Here is a 19,456-nt window from a genome sequence, read left to right on the forward strand (position 1 = left end):
TCCTCCAAGGCGCGCGAGAACGGCGGCTCGTCCCTCCTTGATGATCGCCAGGTCCTCGGGGTCGGCGTAGACGAGCGCACTCAGGCTGCGCTCCTTAAGGGCGCCGTACGCCGCGGTCGCCGTATCTCGGACGTAGAGGGCCGAGTCACTTGCGGGAGTGAGTGCCGGGTACGACGTACAGCCGCTCCGCGTCAGGCGCCGGAGGCGGGCTCGCGCACGTCCGGAGTGGAGACCGTCTGTGCCGTCGCGGCCGTTCCTCGGCTGATGGGCCCCTCCGCAGCGGTGTGTGCCGTGTCACGCATCTCGGAACCTGCCAAGTTGCCCGGGTCACAGCGTAAATGCCCCTTTGGCGTCCATGCTCGAAACGGATACGGAATCCCGAACCGGAGCGCACTGTCATCGACTTGGATGAAGCATTCCCAAGTGGCCCATGACACAGCGTTCGTGACGTTTCCTCTCGTTCTCTGTAGAAAGGTGCCGATCATGGCCGCTTACCTGTGCCCGCCTGCCGTGATACACGGCGAGCACGCCGTGCAGACCAGCCAGATCGTGGACGAAGTGCGCGGTCGGCATCCGCACGCGGCGTGGGCGCCGCGGATCGACGGCATCGCCGCCAGCACGGGCATCGAAACCCGCGGGTGGATGCTGCCGTTGGAGGCCGCCGTCGCGGCCGGCAAGGGGAGCGGCCTGCCGGCTGCCGGCATCGGGCCGACCCGAGAGGCCTTGGCCGGCGACGGGTTCACCGAACAGGACGTGGATCGCGTGATCGCCGCCCTCGAGTCGATACCCGCGCCGCAGACCGTCCAGGAGCGCACCGCGCCGGCCTGGGCGGCCGTGCAGTCCTGCGGGGAGCAGGCGGCGCGCGGGGCCCTGCAGATCGCCGGGCTGGACGCAGCGGACGTCGACTGTCTGATCACCAGTCACTCCACCACCCCGGCGCTGCCGGGGCTGGACGTCTCCCTGGCCAACAGACTCCCGCTCCGGGGCGACGTGATGCTGCTGCCGGCCACCCAGTGGGCCTGCATAGCCGGGACCCGCTCCCTGGCGCTGGCGGCGGATCTCGTGGCCGCGGACCCCGACCGGGTGGTCCTGATCGTGATCGCCGAGGCACTGAGCACGACCTACCAGCCCGCGGACGACACTCTGGAATCCTTGATCGTCCGGTTGCTGTTCGCGGACACGGCGGTCGCCGCGGTCGTCACGGGTCGCCCGAGGCCCGAGTCGGTGCTGCGGCTGGACGCCGCCTGGCACCACACTCTGCCCGGCACCCAGGACCTGCACCGCCTGGAGACACGGGAGGACGGCACCCACTTCGTGATGGACCGGCGCGGGCCGCGCGCCGTGCAGGAGACGGTCACCGCGATGTGGGAGTGGTTGCGTCTGCGTTACCAGGACGACCCCGACTCCTGGCACCCCGACGTTCTGCTGGCGCACCCCGGCGGGACGCGAGTGCTGGAGTACATGGAGCAGACGATGCCCGACGGGTGGCCCTCGGGGCTGCTGGACTACAGCCGGGACAGCTACACCAGCGGCAACCGCGGCGGCGCCGCCGTGTTCGACATCATGCGGAGGGCCTACGACGCCGGGCAGAAGCGGGGCGGTCGTGCCGTCCTGTACGCGGCGGCCCCGGGCCTCACGGCCACCGCCCTGGAAGGGGAGTGGCTGTAGGCGCGAACTCGTGCCACCGGTACCGCCGGTGGCGCCGGCCGACGAGCTCACGCCGCCGGGCCGAAGCGTCGTCGCCGCCCGGCCGACGTCTCATCACCGCCCCGGCCGACGCCTCGTCACCGCTCGACCGAAGCCCAGACCACCTTGCCGGTGTCCGTCCACCGCACCCCCCACCGGGTGGTGAGTCCATGCACGACGTACAGGCCACGGCCACCGTCGTCGAGAAGTCCGCCATGGCCCAGCCGCGGCCTGCCGTTCCCGGTGTCGCCCACTTCGCACAGCAGCCCGTGACCGGTCCTGATCAGCCGTACCGTGATGGGTCCGTCGGCGAAGCGGACCGCGTTGGCGACCAGTTCGTCGACCACGAGCAGCACGCTGTCCCGGGTGTCTTCTCGGAGGCCCCATCGCCCCAGCAGTTCGGAGACCAGTGTGCGGGCCCGGGCGGCCGCGTCACCGCGAGCGGGCAGGCGCCAGGTCGCGGTGTCCCCCTTGCGGTGACCGATCAGGCGCGCGAGCAGCAGGGTCACGTCGTCGCGCCGGCGCCGCGGCGCCAGCGTCGAGACCACGCGCCGCGCGGCCTGCTGCAGGGCGTCCCAGGGGTGCACCGCGGACACGGCCTCCGTCAGCCTGTCGATGCCGTCGTCGATCGACAGGGCGGGATCCTCCACCAGTCCGTCGGTGTAGAGGGCGAGCAGTGAGCCCGGGGGTGCGGAGAAGGCGTGCACGTCATACGGCTCCCGCAGCGCGAACTCGGCGCCCAGGCCGGGGTGCGGGCGGATCGCGACCGGGCCGGCGGGCCCGTCCGGGGGGACCAGGACCGGGGGGAGATGGCCGGCGCTCGCGAGCGTCACGCGGTGGCTGACCGGGTCGTAGACGGCGATGCAGCAGGTCGACCCGAGGGCGCTGTAACCGGCCGCCAGCCCGGACTCCGCGTCGTCCAGCAGCGACACGGTCTCGTCCAGGTGCTCCAGCACCTCGTCGGGTGCCAGCCCCGCCGACAGCAGCGCGCGGGCCTCCATGCTCAGCTGCCCCATGGTCGCCGCGGCTCCCAGGCCGTGCCCGACGACGTCCCCCACCACCAGCGCGGTACGGCCGTCCGGCAGCGGGAAACTGTTCACCCAGTCACCGCCGACTCCCGCGCTGTCGGGGGTGGCGGGCTGGTAGACGCTGGCGGTCTCGATGGTGTCGCCGCCGGACCGTGGCAGCAGTCGGCGCTGCAAGGCCAGCACCTGCGTGTGCTCGCGCTGGTGCTGACGGGCCAGGTCGACGTGGTGAGAGGTCCTGGCCACCAGTTCCTGCAGGTCGAGGAGCTCGCTGTCCTCGAAGGGGCGGTCCGCCCGCCGCCAGACCTCCGCCACCCCCAGAACGACGGGCGGCGCCCCCTCCAGGACCAGCGGTATGCACGCCACCCCCGCCGCCCGGTCACCGGGCACCAGGGCACGTATCAACCGCGCACTGCCGAGGACCCGCTCGATCGTCTTCCGGTCGGGTATGACGACGGCCTGCGCGGCGTCGTCACGCCGTATCGCCCGCGCCAGCAGGCGACTCGCATCGCCGGGAAGGTCGTCACCCGGTGTCACGTAGCCGTCGGGCCACGCCCGGTCCGGCACCAGGGCCGCCCGCCGCAGCCGGATGCGCCCCTGCGGCTGGTCGACGGCCACCTCGCCCGTCCACACGGCGAAGTCGAGGTCGATGGCGGTGACATCTCCCCAGGCCAGCAGGGACTCCGCCAGCGACTGCGCGGTCTCGCCGACGTCCAACGAGGTGCCGATCGCGGTCTCGGCGGCGTACAGGTGCAGCCTCCTGGCCATCGCGATCAGGGAGACGGTCAAGCCCTCCTGGGGCGGCGCGGCGGCCAGGATGCTCATCGAGACCACCAGCTGCGACCCGTCGCCGCGCCGCAGGCGCTGCACCCGGGCGACGTGCGGCTCACCGGTCTCCAGGACCTGCCGCAACCGCCGGGTGACCGTCGGTACGTCCCAGGGAGGCAGGAGATCGACGAAAGGTCGCCCGGACACGGCCTCCACTCCTGCGAAGACGGGGGCGTCCAGATTGCAGCGGGTGATTCTCAGATCCGGGTCCAGATTGACCGCCCCGAGGATTTGCTCCTGACGGGCGGGGGTCGCATCGGCGGCGGGTACGTGTCGGCGGGCGGCGTTGTCGCCCTGCGGGTCGGCGGAACCGGCGGCCGCTGCCGCTCCGTCGACCGGCATGTACTGCCCCAAGGCGCTGCTGACCATGTCGAACGGTGACGCAGACGAGGGGGGTGGGGTGGAGTCCATGCGGCTCTCTCAGCTCGCTCGCCAACCCCGGCACCACGCCGGGGCCGTACCAGAACCCGGGCGACAGAGTCCCGGATTCCTGACCGCAAACTCATTCAATAACACTCGGAGCCGCTTCGCCCACACCAGCGGGATCGCACGGTGGGCGCCGACCGGGACGCCGTAGACACCGGCGGCCCTCACGGTGAGGGTGCTGTTCGCGCCGAGCCGCCCCGAGGCCTTCGGGGGCGAGTCCCGGGTCGGTGGCCCGTCAGTGGCTTTCGTTGTGGCGGCGGATGCCGGCGGCCACGTCGTTCTGTTCGGTCTCCCACCACGGGCGTACGCGGTCGGCAGTGGGGGGCGCGCCGGGCTCCGGACTCTGCGCGGTGGCGAGTTCTGCGTCCAGTCGGCGGTCCAGGGCCGCGGTCTGGACGCGTTCGGCGCGCGCCCACTGGAAGAGGATCGCGAGCAGGAAGGGCAGGGCGACCAGTTCGGCGATATCGAGCATGGCGCCGCCGCCGACCTGCTGGTCGTGGTGGACGTCCGGTGACCAGGACGGGGCGTGGTGCAGATACCAGGCGCCCGCGATCAGGGTGCCGTGGGTCATGACGACGATCCCGGGGACCGCGTCGACGACGCCGTCCAGGAAGACCAGCGCCGCCCGTACCGGATGTGTGCACCAGGACGGCAGCGTCTCCTCCCGGGTCAGCACCGGTACGACGAACAGGCAGCCGGCCGCCAGCAGGTGCAGGTACATCAGCTCGTGCAGCCAGCCCACCCGCAATGCCGTCGCGAAGTACGGCGTGAAGTACACCGTCAGCTCGGTGGCCAGCACCAGCGCCGTACTGACCAGGGGAAAGGTCAGCGTCCGCACGACCCGCCCGGTCATGACCCGCCGGAGCCGCCCGGCGGCCTCCTCCGGCAGCGCCTCGACCGCCAGCCGCAGCGGATCGCCGAGCGCCAGGCCCAGCGGGACCACCAGGTCGAGGAGGACGTTCTGCACGGCGGCCGGCCAGAACAGCACATGGTCGTAGACAGCGAGGGAGGACATCGTCGCCACGACCAGTCCGCCCAGTCCGAGCAGCGCGAACGCCGCGGTCCGGGCGGGCGGCCAGGGGGCACCGCGGCGACGGAGTCTCCCCACGCCCCAGCCGTAGAGCGCGCCCAGGGCCACGGCCAGCACAAGCGCGGGGAGGTCCAGCCGCCACGAGGACAGCAGCCGGTCCGCGGTCAGTTCCGCGAGCCGTCCGGCCGCCAGGTCGGTCACCGGGTAACCGCTCATCCGGACCTTCCTCCCGCGCCCCGTTCCGGGACGACGATTCGACTCGGTCGCACAGCCGGACGGTATGCCCCGATGCCTGCGGGCCGGGGGGCGGGGTGTCGTGGGAGGACCGGACGCCGGTTACCAGCACGTACGGAAGGTGTCGCTCTGCCCGCTCGCGACCGCTTGCCGGCCCCTACTTCGGGTCGCGGTCGAACAGGGACCTGGACCAGACGTAGCCGAGCGCGGCCAGTCCCAGGCACCAGGCGACGGCGAGCCAGCCGTTGTGGCCGATCCCGGTGCCGAGGAGGAGGCCGCGCAGGGTCTCGATGGCCGGGGTGAAGGGCTGGTACTCGGCGATCGGCCGGAACCATCCCGGCATCGCGTCGACCGGGACGAAGGCGCTGGAGAGAAGGGGGAGGATCATCAGGGGCATGGCGTTGTTGCTGGCCGCCTCCGGGTTCGGGCTGGACAGGCCCATGCCGACCGCGATCCAGGTGAGGGCCAGGGAGACCAGGGCCAGCAGCCCGAGCGCCAGGATCCACTCCAGGACGGTGGCGTTCGTGGACCGGAACCCGATCGCCACGGCGACGGCCCCGACGAGGACCACGCTCATCACGCACTGCAGCACGCTGCCGACGACGTGGCCGATGAGCACCGAACCGCGGTGGATGGCCAGCGTGCGGAAGCGGGCGATGATGCCCTCGGTCATGTCCATGGAGACGGACACCGCGGTGCCGATCGTGGTGCCGCCGATGGTCAGCATCAGGATGCCCGGGACGAGGTAGGCGAGGTACGCGGACCGGCCCCCACCGCCGTCTCCGAGACCAGCGCTCATGGTGTCGCCGAAGATGTAGACGAAGAGCAGCAACAGCATGACCGGTGTGAGCAGCAGGTTCAGCGTCATGGACGGGTAGCGCCGGGCGTGCAGCAGGTTGCGGCGCAGCATGGTGGACGAGTCGCGCACGGCGAGGGAGAGGTTGCTCATCGGACAGGCTCCTTGGGCTGGTCGGCGCCGCCCGTGAGGGCGAAGAACACGTCGTCGAGGTCGGGGGTGTGCACGGTCAGCTCGTCGGCCTCCACATCGGCCGCGTCCAGCCGGTCGAGGAGGGAGCGCAGCTCGCGCTGGGTGCCGTCGCTGGGGACCTGGACGGTCAGCGCGTCATCGTCCCGGCCCGCCTCGCCCAGCGCGGCGACGGCTTTCCGGTAGACGGCCGGGTCGGTGAAGCGGAGCCGGACGTGGCCGCCGGGGACGAGCCGCTTGAGCTCCTCGGCGCTGCCCTCGGCGACGATCCTGCCGTCGTTCAACACCGCGATGCGGTCGGCGAGTTCGTCCGCCTCGTCCAGGTACTGGGTGGTCAGGAAGACCGTGACGCCGTCGGTGACGAGTTCGCGGATGACCCGCCACATGGTGTGGCGGGCGCGTGGGTCGAGGCCGGTGGTGGGCTCGTCGAGGAAGATGATCCGGGGATCGCCGACCAGGGTCATGGCGATGTCGAGTCGGCGCTTCATGCCGCCGGAGTAGGTGGAGGCGGGCTTCTTCGCCGCCTCGGTGAGGTCGAAGCGCTCCAGGAGTTCGGCGGCGACGCGTCGTCCCTCCCTGCGGGGGATGTGGTGCAGGTCGGCCATCAGGAGCATGTTCTCCTCACCGGTGATCAGCCCGTCCACCGCGGAGAACTGCCCGGTGACACCGATCGAGGCACGCACCGCCTGCGGGTCGGTGCCGAGATCGTGGCCCCCGACCTCGGCGTCGCCGCCGTCGGCGGAGATCAGCGTGGACAGGATCTTCACGGCGGTGGTCTTGCCGGCGCCGTTGGGGCCGAGCAGGGCGAACACCGACCCGGCCGGGATGTGCAGGTCGATGCCGTCGAGGACGGTCCTGTCGCCGTACGCCTTGCGCAGGCCGGTGGCGGAGACGGCGGCTGGGAAGCCGTCCCTGATGGATGTGGACATGACAGAAGAAGGCATGAGGCCCTCCCGTTCGAAGGCTGAAGTAGGTGGGTGAAGTCGGCGGAAGGTGGGCGAACGACGGGCGCTCAGGCCTTGGCGCGGAAGACGTCGATGTTGCCCCAGTTGGTCCGCGCGCGGACCTTGACCGCGTCCTCGGTCCGCTCCGGGGCCTCGGAGGCGGCGAGCGTGTTGCGTACCAGCCCGCGATGGGAGCTGACGTCGAGCCAGGCGGCGGTGCCCTCACGGACACCGATCTCGATGGAGCCGTTGGAGGTCTCCAACTGGACGTCACCGCGGGCGACTTCGCCGACCCGCAGGACGCCGTTGGTGGCCGTGCCGGTGACCGACGCCTCGGCGCACGCGATGTCGATGGCGCCGTTGGCGCCGCTCACCCGCAGTTCGCCGGTCACGACGCCGACGGCCGTGTTGCCGTTCGAGTTCTTCAGGACGGCGGGGCCGTCGACGGTGCCGACGCGCAGGTTGCCGGAGCTCGTGGTGATCTCCGCCTTGCCCTCGATCCGGTCGACGACGATCGAGCCGTGGGAGGCGGTCAGCTGGACCGGGCCGGTGGTGTCGAGCCGGACGTCACCGACCGAGGTCTTCACCCGGACCTCGCCGAGCCGGCCGTCGCCGAGCACCTGGGCCCAGGCGCCGGTCACCTCGACGCGTGAACCCGCGGGCAGTTCGACGCTCACGTCGGCGACGCCGGAGGGGCCGATCAGGCGGCGCTCCTTCGTCCTGACGGTGAGGACGCCGCTCGCGTAGCTGACCTCGGTCTGCTCGGCGGCCCGTACGTCCTTGTCCTTCTCCGGGTCGCGGGGCCGCACCTCGACGACGGTGTCGGGGCGGTCGCCCGCGGTGAGCCGGAGAGAGCCGGCGGCCACGTGGGCGTTGACCGAGATCGGTTCGGGAGTGTCGAAAGAAGGCATGGCTGTCCCGTCCTCTTGAGTCCTTGGGGCGTCCCCGCTGGTGGGACGTGGTGCGTTTGCGTTCTCCGGGATGCGGGCGCGGTCAGCGCACCCAGCCCGTGAAGCTCTGGCCGACGTTCTGGGCCTTGCCCGGCGTACGCGGCCGGGTGCCGCCGTCGACCGCGGCCGACACGGCCCGCACCAGCCACGCGTTGACCGACAGGCCCTCGCGGGTCGCGGCCTCCTCGGCGCGCGTCTTGAGGTGCGCCGGCAGCCGCAGGTTGACGCGAGCGGTGCCGCCCTCGTCGCCCTCGGCGGGGACCTTGAACGGTTCGAGGGGTGCGGCCGGCTCAGCGGTGGCGCCACCCTCGGTCGGCGGCAGCGTCACCACGAAATCGGGGTCGAGTCCGCGCAGCCGTACGTCGACCGAGCCGGGGGCGAGTTCGCGGGTGATCTCGTCCATCGCCGCGGACAGCACGTTGAGCATGACCAGCCGGGTCGCCGACTCCAGGGGAGCGGTCAGCCTCTCGGCCAGTTCACGCGCTTCGTCGCCTCCGGCTTCGGCAGCCACCGCGAGTTCGCGGCGGAGGTTGTCGACATACGGGGTGAGGTCCATGGAGCCAGCATGGCACCGCTATGGCGCCATGCGCAACCCTGCACGGCACTCGACGGCGACCATCACCAGAAGAGTGCACCTCACCTGCGTAAACGCGAGAGCGGTGAGTCGATTCAGCGAGGCGCCGCACACCCTCAGGCGCCACTTCGAGCGCGAGATGGCACCCCATGGCGCCAAGTGGTGTCACCAGGCGCCACGCCGGACGACGTACGGCAGGGCTCGCCCGACAGCGGTGGCTGGAACCCGGCTGTCGTGCACACACTGCGGGAACAGACCTGTGCTCGTTGTCCGTCGCGGGTACGCCGCCGACGCGCGAGTTTCTCCCGTCACCAGGAGGCGCCCCCATGACCTTCAACCCACTGGAGCAGCGTGGCATCCCGCTGGACCGTCAGCTTCGCAGCTGGCGTGAGCTGAATGTGCAGCCCATCGATCCGGACCGGTGCGACCCGTACACCCGTTGCCGGATCATCACGATGAACGGCATCGAGGTAGAGGCGATCCTTTTCAGCCACCAGCTCGCTCGCAACACGGTGGATCCGGAGGTCAAGCGGCAGCTCGCCCAGACCCGGTACATCGAGGCACAGCAGCAGAAGGTCGTGAACTGGCTGCTGCCCGGGGTCTCGTCGGTGCTGGAGACGACGATCGCCTACGAGCAGGTCGCCGTGGACCTCACCTCGTGGGTGGCGCGGATGGAGCCGGACCCCTATCTGCAGCAGGCGTACCAGTTCGGTGTGCTGGAGGACTTCGACCATCTGTACCGGTACGCGAACCTGTACGAAATGATCGAGCACCGCAAGGCGGAGTCGATCGTCGACAACCTCACCGAGGTGATGCCCGGCCGGCCGACCAGGTTCCACCACCGCGACCCCGCCGACAACGTCCGTGACGCCTACGACAAGGACACGACGAACCCGCTGTCGAAGCTGCACGCCCTGACGATCATGTCCGCGGAGCAGCAGACCATGAACTTCTACATGAACACCGGCCCCACCTACATGGAGCCGATCGCCCGCCAGCTCTATCAGGAGATCGGGCTGATCGAGGAGGAGCACGTCACGCACTACGAGTCGCTGGTCGACCCGGGGGAGACGTGGTGGGAGCAGCTCGTCAACCACGAGTACAACGAGTGCTACCTGTACTACTCGTTCATGGAGCAGGAGAGCGACCCGAGGGTCAAGGCCATCTGGGAGCTGCACCTCAACATGGAGCTGGAGCACCTGCACACCGCCTGCGACCTGATGCGCCGCTACGACGGCCGCGAGCCGCAGGAGGTACTGGCACCGGAGCTGCCCGCCGTGCTCACCTTCGAGCCGAACAAGCAGTACCTGCGCGAACTGCTCGACACCCAGATGGACCTGACCACGCTGGGCACGGGCTACGTACATGAGGCCCACGAGCGGTTCGAGAAGATGCAGGAGCAGATCCACGGCGGTGAGGCGCCGCCGAGCGACCGGGTCATGACCGAGCACGACGCGATGTTCGGGCGGGAGTACCGCGTGCAGTCCGAGGGCGAGCACCCCGACCCCGCGATGCGCGAGAAGTGAGGCAGCCGACCATGTCCGAACCGCACACCCCGCACGCCGGGGACGACCACGCTCCCGACATCGACGTCGTCGCGCTCCTCACGCGCCAGCACGGTGACATCCGCAACCTCTTCGACGAGGTCGAGCAGAGCAAGGGCGAGGAACGCCGCGATGCCTTCCACCGGCTCGTACGACTGCTGGCCGTGCACGAGACCGCCGAGGAAGAGATCGTGCACCCCTTCGTCCGACGGGCGGTTTCAGGTGGCAAGCAGGTCGTCGAGGACCGGCTCGCCGAGGAGAAGGCCGCCAAGGAGACCCTCGCGCGGCTGGACGACATGGACACCGACGACCCGAAGTTCATGCCCCAGCTCATGAAGCTGCGCGAGGACGTGCAGGAGCACGCCCGGGCGGAGGAACGCTACGAGTTCACGCACATCCGCCGCAGCACCGACGTCACCAACCTCGCCGCGATGGCCAAGGCCGTCAAAGCCGCGGAGGCCATGGCTCCGACCCGGCCCCATCCCGGTGTCGAGTCCGGCGCGGCCAACGTGGCCCTGGGCCCCGTCGCGGCCCTGGTGGACCGCACCAGGGACGCCATCCGCAAGGCCGGTGGCAACGGCTGAACCCGGCAGCCGCCTCCCGGTGCCGCGAGGTTTCCGGGGGCGGCCGGGCCTCACGGCCCCCGCGAGCAGCGACCGGCGACCGGCGGCCAGCGGCCTGGCGAACCTGGCGCAGACCGCACGCCGAGCCCGTCGCGGGTGCGGCGGCCCCGACCCGTGCGGCCAGGACGTCGGGCCCGCGGCTTGTCGGCCGGGGACCCGTCCGAGGGTCGGGACCGGTCTCCGGGCCGGCCACCAGAACCTGCTCACCCTCGTCGCGGTCTTCGGCACGCCCGGCCTGCTGGTGACCCCGCTCGTCTTCATCGGCATGGCGGTGCCGACGGCCGGACCACCACCCCCATCGAGACACTGCCCGGCCTCTACCGCTTCCTCGCGGAGTTCGAGGCCCCTGCGGCAGATCACCGGGGGTATCCGCTCGGTCCTCTCCTACGACGCCCAGGGCGAGGGCAACTCCCGAGCCGCGCCCGAATCTCCCCGGGAAACCGATCAGTTTTCATTCGGTCGGAATGGAGTTAACCTCGCAGTATGACCACCGAGGCGAAGCCCAGTTCCAGAGAGCGGCTGCTGAACGCGGCGGCCACGCTGACCTACCGAGACGGTGTCGGGATCGGCGTCGAGGCCCTGTGCAAGGCGGCGGGGGTGTCCAAGCGCTCCATGTACCAGCTGTTCGAGAGCAAGGACGCGCTGCTCGCGGCGAGTCTGGAGCAGCGCACTTCCGCCTATGTGGCGGCGCTCCTGCCCGCGGCGGACGACGACCTTTCACCCCGCGAGCGGATCCTGCACGTCTTCGAACAGGTGGAGTCGCAGTCGGGCGCGCCCGAGTTCCACGGCTGCCCCTACCTGGCCGTGCAGATCGAGCTCAAGGACGAGAACCATCCCGCGAGCCGGGTCGCCCGCGAGGTCAAGCAGAACCTGACCGCCTTCTTCCGCGCCGAGGCCGAGCAGGGCGGGGCGAGCGACCCCGACCTGCTGGCCCGGCAGCTCAGCCTGGTCTTCGACGGCGCCAGCGCACGGGCGGGAATCGGAGCGGACAAGCTGACGGGGCTCGTCGCACCGACGGTGGTCACCCTGCTCGACGCGGCACGCATGCGCTGAAGCAGCGCCCTTCCGCCGCTTGGACCCTGCGGATGAGTACAGCCAGGACGTCCGCCGAAGACGACCAGGAACGACGGGCGCCCCGCACCCCATGACCCCCGCATCCCATGACGGCCGCACCCCATGACGGCCGGTCAGACGGCTGCGCCCCCACGCCCCTCACGCTGTGACGCGGCCAGGTAGGCGACGAGGCCCAGGATGGCGAGGGTCCACGCCAGGGTGACCGGCTCCAGCCCCAGCGCGAGGCCGCCGCGGGAGCCGTTCACCGCCATCCAGTCGGCGAGCGAGGCGCCGAGGGGGCGGGTGATGACGTAGGCGGCCCAGAAGGCGGTCACCGCGCTGAGGCCGCTGAAACGGTGAGCCAGTGCGGGCACGCAGATCGCGGCCGCGAAGAGCAGGACCGAACCCAGGTAGCCGAGGCCGGCGGTGGCGGTGAGGTCGCCTGCCGCGGTGCCGAGGGCGAACGTGGCGAGGACGGCCGCCCAGTAGAACGTCTCGCGTCGGCGGGTCCGGATGCTGTGGATGGACAGCGTGCGCTCGCTCGCGTACCAGAGGACGAAGACGGCGGCCAGGACGGCGAAGAACGCGGGCGTCGAGACCGCGTAGGGGACGCCGAGACCGACGTGGAGGACGTCGGCCGCCATCGTGCCGAAGACGCTGACCATGACGACGGCGGTCCAGTAGACCCAGGCGATGTGGCGACGGACGGTCAACTGGACGGCCAGGGAAGCCACCAGGGCGACACCGCCGACGGCGACCGCCGGTATGGGGCCGAGCACCCGGGCCAGGAGGTCGGACGCCGTCTCTCCCATGCCGGTGGTCAGCACCTTGATGATCCAGAAGAGGACCGTCACTTCGGGCACCTTGTTCGCCATCGGGCGCAGAGGATGGCGGGGCGGGCCGTCGAGGAGGTGCTGTGTCGTCATGGCCCGCACGATGACACGGTCGACGGCCCCTGTCCCAGACCGCTTTGCCATAGTTTTTGGGCTTCTGGTGGGTAAGTTTCCTTTTGGGGGCCAGTGTTGGGAAAGATGCGGGCCGGGGTCAGCGTGACGCCTCGCCCTGCGCCACCTCCACCTCGTGGTGGAAGGTGACCACGCCGACCGCGGCCGCACAGGCCGAGAACGCCGTGCAGACGGCGAGGAGCAGGGCGATCCAGGAGGTCGTACGGGGGCGCCGCGCGGGAGGTGCGAGGAGGGCCGCGACGCGTTGCGGCACGGGTCCGGTGGTCGCGGCGGCGGCGAAGTCCGGGCGGGTGGAGCGCGAGGCATGGGTGGCGAGGGCGGCGCGGGCGATCGCCCGCGCGGTCAGGCGGCGGTCACCGACGGCGGCCGCGGCGGCCTCGTCGGCGGCGCGTTCCGCGGCGAGTCGGACGGTGTCTCGCAGGCCGCGCAGTCCGGGATGGCAGTGGGCCGCGAGTTCAGCGGCGAGCAGAAAGCGGTGGTGGCCGCCCGCGTTGTGGGCGCGCTCGTGGGCGAAGAGGGCCTCGCGCTCGGCGGCGCCGAGGCTGCGCAGCATGGCGGTGGTGACGACGATGCGGTGCGGCCGGCCGGGCAGGGCATACGCGTCCGGGTGGGGCGAGTCGACGACGCACAAGTCACCCGCGGTGGGACTGCGATCCGCCTGTCTGCGCGCGGACCGGAAGGCCTGGAACTGGCGCACGGCCGAGCGCAGCACGGTCCACGCGCTCACGGTGAGCACTCCCGTGGCCACCGCGGCCACAGGCAGGACGAGAGTGTCCGGCGGTGTGGGCAGGGGGCGGACGAGTGCACCGAGCGCGGCGAAGAGGGGCAGTTTGAGCAGGCCCGTCATAACCAGCGCCCCGAGCGCCGACATGGAGGCACCGGCCAGTACGAGCGCGCTGAGGGTCAGCGTCCACAGCGCGGTGACCGGGTGGAGGCGGTCGAGTGCCCGCCCGGCCGGCGTCCGTACGGCGAAGGGCAGCGACAGCGGGACGAGCAGCAGGGCCAGTTGCGCAACGGTCACTGCTCACCCGATTCCAGGAGTTCGCGCAGTATCCGCTCGTCGTCGGTGCTGAGCCGGGCGACGAAGCGGGCCAGGACCGTCTCACGGTCGGTGTCCCGGTCGAGTTCGCTGTGCATGCGGCGGGCGGTGAGGCCGGGGGCGTCCTCAACGGGGAAGTACGCATAGCCGCGTCCCTGCCGCTCGCGGCCGACGACCCCCTTGTCGTGCAGGCGGGTCAGGATCGTCGTCACGGTGGTGCGGGCCAGGTCGACGGCGAGGTCGGTCTGCACCTGCACCGGTGTGCGGGGCACGCCCGCGGCCCACAGGGCGGCCAGGACACCGGCTTCGAGCTCACCGGCCGGCCGTCGTTCGTCCTTCGCGTCGGTCATGGGAACGATCCTCACCCCGCCATCGTCTACAGTGCAGTAGACCGTCTACAGGATTGTAGTCGTCGGGTGCCGTGCCCACGTGCTCCCGTCCGTCCAGTGAAACAGAAGGGGATCGAGGGATGCTGCTCGCCTTCGACGGAGCCCCGGTCGACGGTTCCGCCTACACCGACGTGGTGGACCTCGCCCACCGCTCCCCCGCCTGGCTGGACGGCCTCGTGTCCGCCTGGTCGACGTACGGGCTCGCGCTGTTCGCCGTCCTCATGGTCGTGGGCTGGTGGCGGGCGCGGCACGTCGGCTCCCGTGAAGCGGTGCTCGCGCTGACCGCACCGGTGACGGTCGTCGTGGCGTACGCGGTCAACGACGCGCTGAAGCTGGTGGTGCGGGAGGACCGCCCCTGCCAGAGTCTGCGGGTGGCGACGCTGGAGGCGTGTCCGGCGCCGGGCGACTGGTCCTTCCCGAGCAACCACGCGGCGGCGGCCGCCGCGGCCGCCGTCGCGCTGCTCTTCGTCTCCCGCCGGCTCGGCGCGCCGGCGGCGGTGGCCGCGGTCGCGATGGCCGCCTCCCGGGTCTGGGTCGGCGCCCACTACCCCCACGACGTGGTGGCCGGTCTCGCGGTCGGGGCGCTCGTCGCGCTGCTGCTCACCGCGGCCGTACGCGGCCGGACCGACGCGCTGGTACGACGGCTGAGCGCTTCGCGGCTAAGGCCGTTGCTGGTGGATCCGTGATCCGCGGGGCTGCCGTCGACCCGGCCGGGGCCGCTGGCCGCGGGTGCGGGGGCCGGCGTACGGCCGGCGACAGGTCAGGCGCGGGGCCTGCGCGGGGGCGTTCTCCCCGTGTCGTTCACGCACCGTCGTTCCCCCACCCGTGTCGTTCCCCGCAGGGGACCTTCACCGGCGTGTCCTGGCGGCGGGCGTGGGCTCGGGGCCGTCGGCGCGCAGGGGGTCGGGGGCGGGCTTCGGGTCGGCGACCACGGCACCCTTCCTGTGGTGGCGGGGCACCACGTCCTGGGGGAACGTCAGCTGCTGGTTCATCCACTTCAGGGCGGGTGGCATCTCCTGCACCCAGGTCGGGAAGTTGTGGCTGCCGTGCTCGGGCTCGATCGACACGACCCGCATGGGTGCCTTGACGGCCTTGATGAACGCCTGCGTCTGCGGATAGCCGCGCTCACCGTGTTTGCTCTCGGCCACCAGGACCGAGACCTCGGGGGCCGGCAGGTGCTTGAGCCGCCACATCAGGTCGTGGCCGTTGATCCGCTCGGTGCGGTCCGGGCCGTTGCCGAAGAGGTTGCCGGTCGTCGGGTCGTCCTTGACCTTGTAGTCGGGCGACAGGGCGGCGGCCGTCGTATACACGTGCGGATCGCGCATCGTCAGCTGCAGGGCGCAGCTACCCCCGGAGGAGTAGCCCAGGACCCCCCAGGCACTGGCGTCGTGGCCGACCCGGTAGGCGGACTTCAGGGCGTCGGGGAGGTCCTTGGCCAGGAAGGTCTCGGTCTGCGGACCGCCCGGTACGTCCACGCACTCGGTGTCGCGCGGCGGGGCGATCGTCGGCCGGATCATCACCATGACGGTCGGCTGCATCTGACCGTTCTTCTGCAGCGCTCCGGCCGTCTGCGACACCCGCAGATACTGCGCGAGGTTGAAGATGCTGCCCGGGTAACCGCTGAGCGCGACGATCACCGGGAAGCGCTGCCGCTGGTACGCCTTCTGGAAGTACTGCGGCGGCAGGTAGACGAAGGCCGGGTCGACCACACCCGTGCGGCGGCCGACGACCTTCACGGACTCCACTCGCCCGTTCACCGCGGCGGGGCCGGTGGGCAGTCCGCTGACCCGGCTGAGCTGTTCGTCACCGGCGGGCTGTACCAGCGCGCCCTTCACGGCGACGCCGTTCACGGTGCCGGTGCCGCCCTGGTCCCCCGCCTGTGTCACCCCGACGGGGGCCGTCTCCACATGGCCGAAGAGTTCGCCCCACGAGCCGAAGAACTGGTACGACGAGTTCAGCCAGCACGCGAACGCCGCGATGATCACCACCTGGGTCGTCCCGAGGGCCACCAGGCGCCCGAGCACCTGCAGCAGCCCCTGCCGGGCGAACCGTGGCCACCACCAGACCAGCAGTGCCACACACACGGCGGCGAGGGCCGCCATCACATACACGGTCGTCTCGCTGGTCAGACCCATACCGGTTGATCCCCGATTTCCCTACCTGTGCGGTTTCCTTCATGCAGAAGGAGGGCTGCGGGATCCTCGGCGTTCCCCAATTAGTGCAAAAGGGGGACGTGTCGTCGGGCACGGCACCACGGGCAGCGGCCCGAAGTTCATCCTCCGTCGGCCGCGTCCATCGCCTGCCGCCCCATGGTGCTCGCCCGCTTGAGGAGCCGGTGCGGGGCCCGGATCTCCATGCCGGGGACCGGCGTCGAGCTGCCGATCCGCTTGAGCAGTCGCGTCACCGCCGTCTCGGCGATCATCTTCTTGTCCGGCGATATGGTCGTGACCGGCGGGTTCGAGTAACGGGCGTCCTCGATGTCGTCGTAGCCGACGACGGCGACGTCCTCGGGGACGCGCAGCCCGCGGGCGGCCAGCGTGTGCAGGGCACCCAGGGCCACCAGGTCGCTGTAGCAGAAGACCGCGTCGGGCGGCTCCTCCAGGTCGAGCAGGTGGGCCATGGCGCTGGCGCCGTCGGAGCGGTTGAAGCGCGGGGTGGAGATGACGAGTTCCTCGTGCACCGGCACGCCGGCCCGCTCGTGGGCCAAGCGGTAGCCCTGGGTGCGCAGTTGGGCCGCCTCGCCGGTGCGGTAGGGCTGGTCGCCGATCGCGGCGACGCGGCGCCGGCCGAGGCCGAGCAGATGCTCCGTGGCCTCCCGGGAGGCGGTGACGTCGTCGATGCCGATGTGGTCGAAGCCGCCGTCGCTCACCCGCTCCCCGAGCACGACCAGCGGGAGGTTCGCGTCGCGCTCGCCCAGGTCGGACTGGGCCAGCCCCAGGGGGCTGAAGATGACGCCGTCGAAGAGCAGTTGCTGGGAGCCGCGGCTGAGGAACGTCTTCTCGTGCTCCGCGTCGCCGTCGGTCTGGTCGATCAGGACGTTGTAGCCCTGGACCCGGGCCGCCCGGATGATGCCCTGGGACAGCTCGGCGAAGTAGGGCGTGTCCAGGTAGGGCACCACCACCGCGATCTGGCCCGACCGGCCGGAGGCGAGGTTGCGGGCCAGGACGTTCGGCTGGTAGCCGAGCTCGTCGACCGCCTTCTGCACCCGGGCCCGCATGGCTTCGGAGACCGGCACATAGCCGTTGACCACGTTCGACACGGTCCGGCTGGAGACGCCGGCGAGCGCCGCGACGTCGCGGAGTGTGACACCTCTTGCCATGTGACACCTTCGTCCCGGTTGCCCGTTTCAGCGCTGAAAGTTTCTTCCCGGTTACCCCTTGCAGCGCGGCAAGTTCTCGGTTAACACTTTTGCAGCGCTGCAAAGCGTAGCAGAAGGGGGCCTGATCCAGCCGGGTCGGGAACCCAGGGACCGTGACGTCACCGCGTCGCGGACCGGATCGTAGGAGCCGCAGTGGGAAGAGCCACCACGCAGGGGCCGGGAGCCGCACCGGCCCTGACAGGGCTTCACTCTTTACTCAAGGTGGTCTGACAGCGCTCCCGCGCTGATCACCGAGCTGTCGCTCACTTCACCGACGTCACCCGCGCCCACCCTCCCGCGCTGGTCGACGTCCGCCCTCGTCAAGCCGCGGTGTCGCACACCCCGGCCCGTATACGACGGACCCGTGTGTGTCCGGCGTGCCTCCGCCTTGCCTTCCCCAGCCCTGCCCTCGGGCACCACACCCAGGAGATCGCTCATGTCCTCCATCAGCAAGCCCACCTCCCGATCGCTGCGTCGGACCGCGGTCGCGGCGACCTCGGCCGCCCTGGCCGGTGTGCTCCTCGCGGCCTGCGGGTCGGGCGGCGGCAGCGGCAGCGGCGCCACGGGCGGCGGCCCGGTGCACATCAAGGTGTGGGCCTGGTACCCCGAGTTCAAGCAGGTCGTGGCCGAGTTCAACAAGACCCACAAGGACGTCCAGGTCGACTGGGTGCAGGCGGGCGTCGGCCAGGACGAGTACACCAAGCTGAAGACCGCGCTCAAGGCGGGCCAGGGCGCCCCCGACGTCGTCATGCTGGAGTTCCAGGAGCTGCCCACCATCCAGCTCACCAAGGGCCTGCTCGACATGGGCAAGTACGGCGCCAACGACGACAAGGGCAACTACGTCGACTGGGCCTGGAAGCAGGCCTCCGACGGCGAGCACGTCTACGCGATCCCGGTCGACGGCGGCCCGATGGCGATGATGTACCGCGCCGACCTCTTCAAGAAGTACCACCTGAAGGTCCCGACGACCTGGGCGGAGTACAAGGAGGAGGCCGCCAAGCTGCACAAGGCCGACCCGAGCGCCTACATGACCGACTTCGGCAGCGACGAGACGGCCGCGGGCTGGCGCCAGGGTCTGACCTGGCAGGCCGGCTCCCGCCCCTACACCTACTCGGCGAGCAAGCTCCCGGACATCGGGGTCAAGCTCAACGACGACAACGCCAAGAAGGTGTACGAGTACTGGGGCGACCTGGTCAAGAACAAGCTGGTCGACACCCAGTCGTACGCCACCACGGACTTCTACAACGGCCTCAGCACCGGCAAGTACGCCACGTACATCGCGGCCGGCTGGGGTCCGGGCTACCTCTCCAGCGTGGCCAAGAAGACCGCGGGCAAGTGGCGGGTCGCCCCGCTCCCGCAGTGGACGGCCGGTGGCAACGCCCAGGGCGACTGGGGCGGTTCGAGCTTCTCGGTGACCTCGCAGACCCAGCACCCGAAGGAGGCCACCGAGGTCGCCCGGGAGTTGTTCGGCACCTCCCAGGCCGCCTGGAAGATCGGCATCGACCAGGCCTACCTCTTCCCGCTGGCCACCCCGACCCTCAACAGCGAGTACTTCAAGGACAAGAAGTACGACTTCTTCGGCGGCCAGCAGATCAACAAGGTCTTCGTGCCCGCCGCGAACGGCATCGGGGCCTTCGACTGGAGCCCGTTCCAGGACTTCGCCTACAACACCGACACCGGTGAGGTGGGCAAGGCCCTCCAGGGTCAGACCGACTGGTCCGCCGTGAACGACAACGTCCAGGACCAGGTGAGCTCCTACGCGGCCAAGCAGGGATTCAAGGTCAGCAAGTAACCGGCCCGAGT

General features: G+C 70.8%; 17 protein-coding genes. 6 read left to right on the forward strand and 11 right to left on the reverse strand.

The genetic code is table 11. From position 1 onward, the window contains the following. Nucleotides 1-483 precede the first annotated feature (483 nt). On the forward strand, nt 484-1,668 hold the full coding sequence (locus ABZT02_RS21325) for a type III polyketide synthase (RefSeq protein WP_356019530.1): 1,185 nt from the start codon (nt 484-486) through the stop codon (nt 1,666-1,668). A gap of 116 nt (nt 1,669-1,784) precedes the next feature. Here the strand turns inward: ABZT02_RS21325 and ABZT02_RS21330 are convergent, their stop codons facing one another. The 6 genes from ABZT02_RS21330 to ABZT02_RS21355 all read right to left on the reverse strand — a co-directional run bounded on the left by ABZT02_RS21330 (nt 1,785) and on the right by ABZT02_RS21355 (nt 8,664). After that, nucleotides 1,785-3,950: a SpoIIE family protein phosphatase gene (locus ABZT02_RS21330; RefSeq protein WP_356019531.1), complete on the reverse strand. Its 2,166-nt coding sequence runs from the start codon at nt 3,948-3,950 to the stop codon at nt 1,785-1,787. A gap of 250 nt (nt 3,951-4,200) precedes the next feature. Then, on the reverse strand, nt 4,201-5,211 hold the full coding sequence (locus tag ABZT02_RS21335; protein WP_356019532.1) for a cytochrome c oxidase assembly protein: 1,011 nt from the start codon (nt 5,209-5,211) through the stop codon (nt 4,201-4,203). A 175-nt stretch (nt 5,212-5,386) separates the two neighbouring features. Next, nucleotides 5,387-6,178, reverse strand: coding sequence for an ABC transporter permease (locus tag ABZT02_RS21340; RefSeq protein ID WP_356019533.1), 792 nt, complete (start codon nt 6,176-6,178; stop codon nt 5,387-5,389). Continuing rightward, entirely contained in the window at nt 6,175-7,158 is a 984-nt protein-coding gene (locus ABZT02_RS21345) for an ATP-binding cassette domain-containing protein (RefSeq protein ID WP_356019534.1), read from the reverse strand. Before ABZT02_RS21345 ends, ABZT02_RS21340 begins: the two co-directional genes overlap by 4 nt. Nucleotides 7,159-7,226: 68 nt before the next feature. Further along, nucleotides 7,227-8,069: a DUF4097 family beta strand repeat-containing protein gene (locus tag ABZT02_RS21350; protein WP_356019535.1), complete on the reverse strand. Its 843-nt coding sequence runs from the start codon at nt 8,067-8,069 to the stop codon at nt 7,227-7,229. Between the two features lie 82 nt (nt 8,070-8,151). After that, nucleotides 8,152-8,664, reverse strand: a complete 513-nt coding sequence (locus ABZT02_RS21355; protein WP_356019536.1) for a hypothetical protein — start codon at nt 8,662-8,664, stop codon at nt 8,152-8,154. Nucleotides 8,665-9,008: 344 nt separating this feature from the next. Between ABZT02_RS21355 and ABZT02_RS21360 the strand changes: the two genes are divergently transcribed. The 3 genes from ABZT02_RS21360 to ABZT02_RS21370 all read left to right on the forward strand — a co-directional run bounded on the left by ABZT02_RS21360 (nt 9,009) and on the right by ABZT02_RS21370 (nt 11,902). After that, nucleotides 9,009-10,208 (forward strand): hypothetical protein, encoded by a 1,200-nt coding sequence (locus tag ABZT02_RS21360; protein WP_356019537.1) that lies wholly within the window; start codon nt 9,009-9,011, stop codon nt 10,206-10,208. A gap of 11 nt (nt 10,209-10,219) precedes the next feature. Then, a complete protein-coding gene (locus tag ABZT02_RS21365) occupies nt 10,220-10,810 on the forward strand; it encodes a hemerythrin domain-containing protein (RefSeq protein WP_356019538.1) in 591 nt (196 codons plus the stop codon). A gap of 522 nt (nt 10,811-11,332) precedes the next feature. Beyond that, nucleotides 11,333-11,902: a TetR/AcrR family transcriptional regulator gene (locus ABZT02_RS21370; RefSeq protein ID WP_356019539.1), complete on the forward strand. Its 570-nt coding sequence runs from the start codon at nt 11,333-11,335 to the stop codon at nt 11,900-11,902. A gap of 134 nt (nt 11,903-12,036) precedes the next feature. Here ABZT02_RS21370 and ABZT02_RS21375 read toward each other — a convergent pair whose 3' ends face one another. From ABZT02_RS21375 to ABZT02_RS21385, 3 genes are all read right to left on the reverse strand, one after another. Continuing rightward, nucleotides 12,037-12,828: a hypothetical protein gene (locus tag ABZT02_RS21375; protein WP_356019540.1), complete on the reverse strand. Its 792-nt coding sequence runs from the start codon at nt 12,826-12,828 to the stop codon at nt 12,037-12,039. A 118-nt stretch (nt 12,829-12,946) separates the two neighbouring features. Beyond that, nucleotides 12,947-13,888, reverse strand: a complete 942-nt coding sequence (locus tag ABZT02_RS21380; protein WP_356019541.1) for a M48 family metalloprotease — start codon at nt 13,886-13,888, stop codon at nt 12,947-12,949. Further along, nucleotides 13,885-14,256, reverse strand: a complete 372-nt coding sequence (locus ABZT02_RS21385; protein ID WP_356019542.1) for a BlaI/MecI/CopY family transcriptional regulator — start codon at nt 14,254-14,256, stop codon at nt 13,885-13,887. Before ABZT02_RS21385 ends, ABZT02_RS21380 begins: the two co-directional genes overlap by 4 nt. Nucleotides 14,257-14,375: 119 nt before the next feature. Here ABZT02_RS21385 and ABZT02_RS21390 point away from each other — a divergent pair, with 119 nt between their 5' ends. Then, on the forward strand, nt 14,376-14,981 hold the full coding sequence (locus ABZT02_RS21390) for a phosphatase PAP2 family protein (RefSeq protein WP_356019543.1): 606 nt from the start codon (nt 14,376-14,378) through the stop codon (nt 14,979-14,981). Nucleotides 14,982-15,143: 162 nt separating this feature from the next. Here ABZT02_RS21390 and ABZT02_RS21395 read toward each other — a convergent pair whose 3' ends face one another. Continuing rightward, entirely contained in the window at nt 15,144-16,430 is a 1,287-nt protein-coding gene (locus ABZT02_RS21395) for an alpha/beta hydrolase-fold protein (protein ID WP_356019544.1), read from the reverse strand. 137 nt (nt 16,431-16,567) lie between these two features. Further along, nucleotides 16,568-17,614: a LacI family DNA-binding transcriptional regulator gene (locus ABZT02_RS21400; protein ID WP_356019545.1), complete on the reverse strand. Its 1,047-nt coding sequence runs from the start codon at nt 17,612-17,614 to the stop codon at nt 16,568-16,570. Between the two features lie 475 nt (nt 17,615-18,089). Between ABZT02_RS21400 and ABZT02_RS21405 the strand changes: the two genes are divergently transcribed. Then, nucleotides 18,090-19,445: an extracellular solute-binding protein gene (locus tag ABZT02_RS21405; RefSeq protein ID WP_356019546.1), complete on the forward strand. Its 1,356-nt coding sequence runs from the start codon at nt 18,090-18,092 to the stop codon at nt 19,443-19,445. The last annotated feature ends 11 nt before the right edge of the window (nt 19,446-19,456 follow it).

The organism is Streptomyces sp. NPDC005402, assembly GCF_040606575.1.
Taxonomy (GTDB): domain Bacteria; phylum Actinomycetota; class Actinomycetes; order Streptomycetales; family Streptomycetaceae; genus Streptomyces.

Bases quoted from the DNA above. Each gene is read 5' to 3' on its own strand.
- ABZT02_RS21325 (WP_356019530.1), top strand. From the start codon at position 484: ATGGCCGCTTACCTGTGCCCGCCTGCCGTGATACACGGCGAGCACGCC.
- ABZT02_RS21330 (WP_356019531.1), bottom strand. From the start codon at position 3,950: ATGGACTCCACCCCACCCCCCTCGTCTGCGTCACCGTTCGACATGGTC.
- ABZT02_RS21335 (WP_356019532.1), bottom strand. From the start codon at position 5,211: ATGAGCGGTTACCCGGTGACCGACCTGGCGGCCGGACGGCTCGCGGAA.
- ABZT02_RS21340 (WP_356019533.1), bottom strand. From the start codon at position 6,178: ATGAGCAACCTCTCCCTCGCCGTGCGCGACTCGTCCACCATGCTGCGC.
- ABZT02_RS21345 (WP_356019534.1), bottom strand. From the start codon at position 7,158: ATGCCTTCTTCTGTCATGTCCACATCCATCAGGGACGGCTTCCCAGCC.
- ABZT02_RS21350 (WP_356019535.1), bottom strand. From the start codon at position 8,069: ATGCCTTCTTTCGACACTCCCGAACCGATCTCGGTCAACGCCCACGTG.
- ABZT02_RS21355 (WP_356019536.1), bottom strand. From the start codon at position 8,664: ATGGACCTCACCCCGTATGTCGACAACCTCCGCCGCGAACTCGCGGTG.
- ABZT02_RS21360 (WP_356019537.1), top strand. From the start codon at position 9,009: ATGACCTTCAACCCACTGGAGCAGCGTGGCATCCCGCTGGACCGTCAG.
- ABZT02_RS21365 (WP_356019538.1), top strand. From the start codon at position 10,220: ATGTCCGAACCGCACACCCCGCACGCCGGGGACGACCACGCTCCCGAC.
- ABZT02_RS21370 (WP_356019539.1), top strand. From the start codon at position 11,333: ATGACCACCGAGGCGAAGCCCAGTTCCAGAGAGCGGCTGCTGAACGCG.
- ABZT02_RS21375 (WP_356019540.1), bottom strand. From the start codon at position 12,828: ATGACGACACAGCACCTCCTCGACGGCCCGCCCCGCCATCCTCTGCGC.
- ABZT02_RS21385 (WP_356019542.1), bottom strand. From the start codon at position 14,256: ATGACCGACGCGAAGGACGAACGACGGCCGGCCGGTGAGCTCGAAGCC.
- ABZT02_RS21390 (WP_356019543.1), top strand. From the start codon at position 14,376: ATGCTGCTCGCCTTCGACGGAGCCCCGGTCGACGGTTCCGCCTACACC.
- ABZT02_RS21395 (WP_356019544.1), bottom strand. From the start codon at position 16,430: ATGGGTCTGACCAGCGAGACGACCGTGTATGTGATGGCGGCCCTCGCC.
- ABZT02_RS21400 (WP_356019545.1), bottom strand. From the start codon at position 17,614: ATGGCAAGAGGTGTCACACTCCGCGACGTCGCGGCGCTCGCCGGCGTC.
- ABZT02_RS21405 (WP_356019546.1), top strand. From the start codon at position 18,090: ATGTCCTCCATCAGCAAGCCCACCTCCCGATCGCTGCGTCGGACCGCG.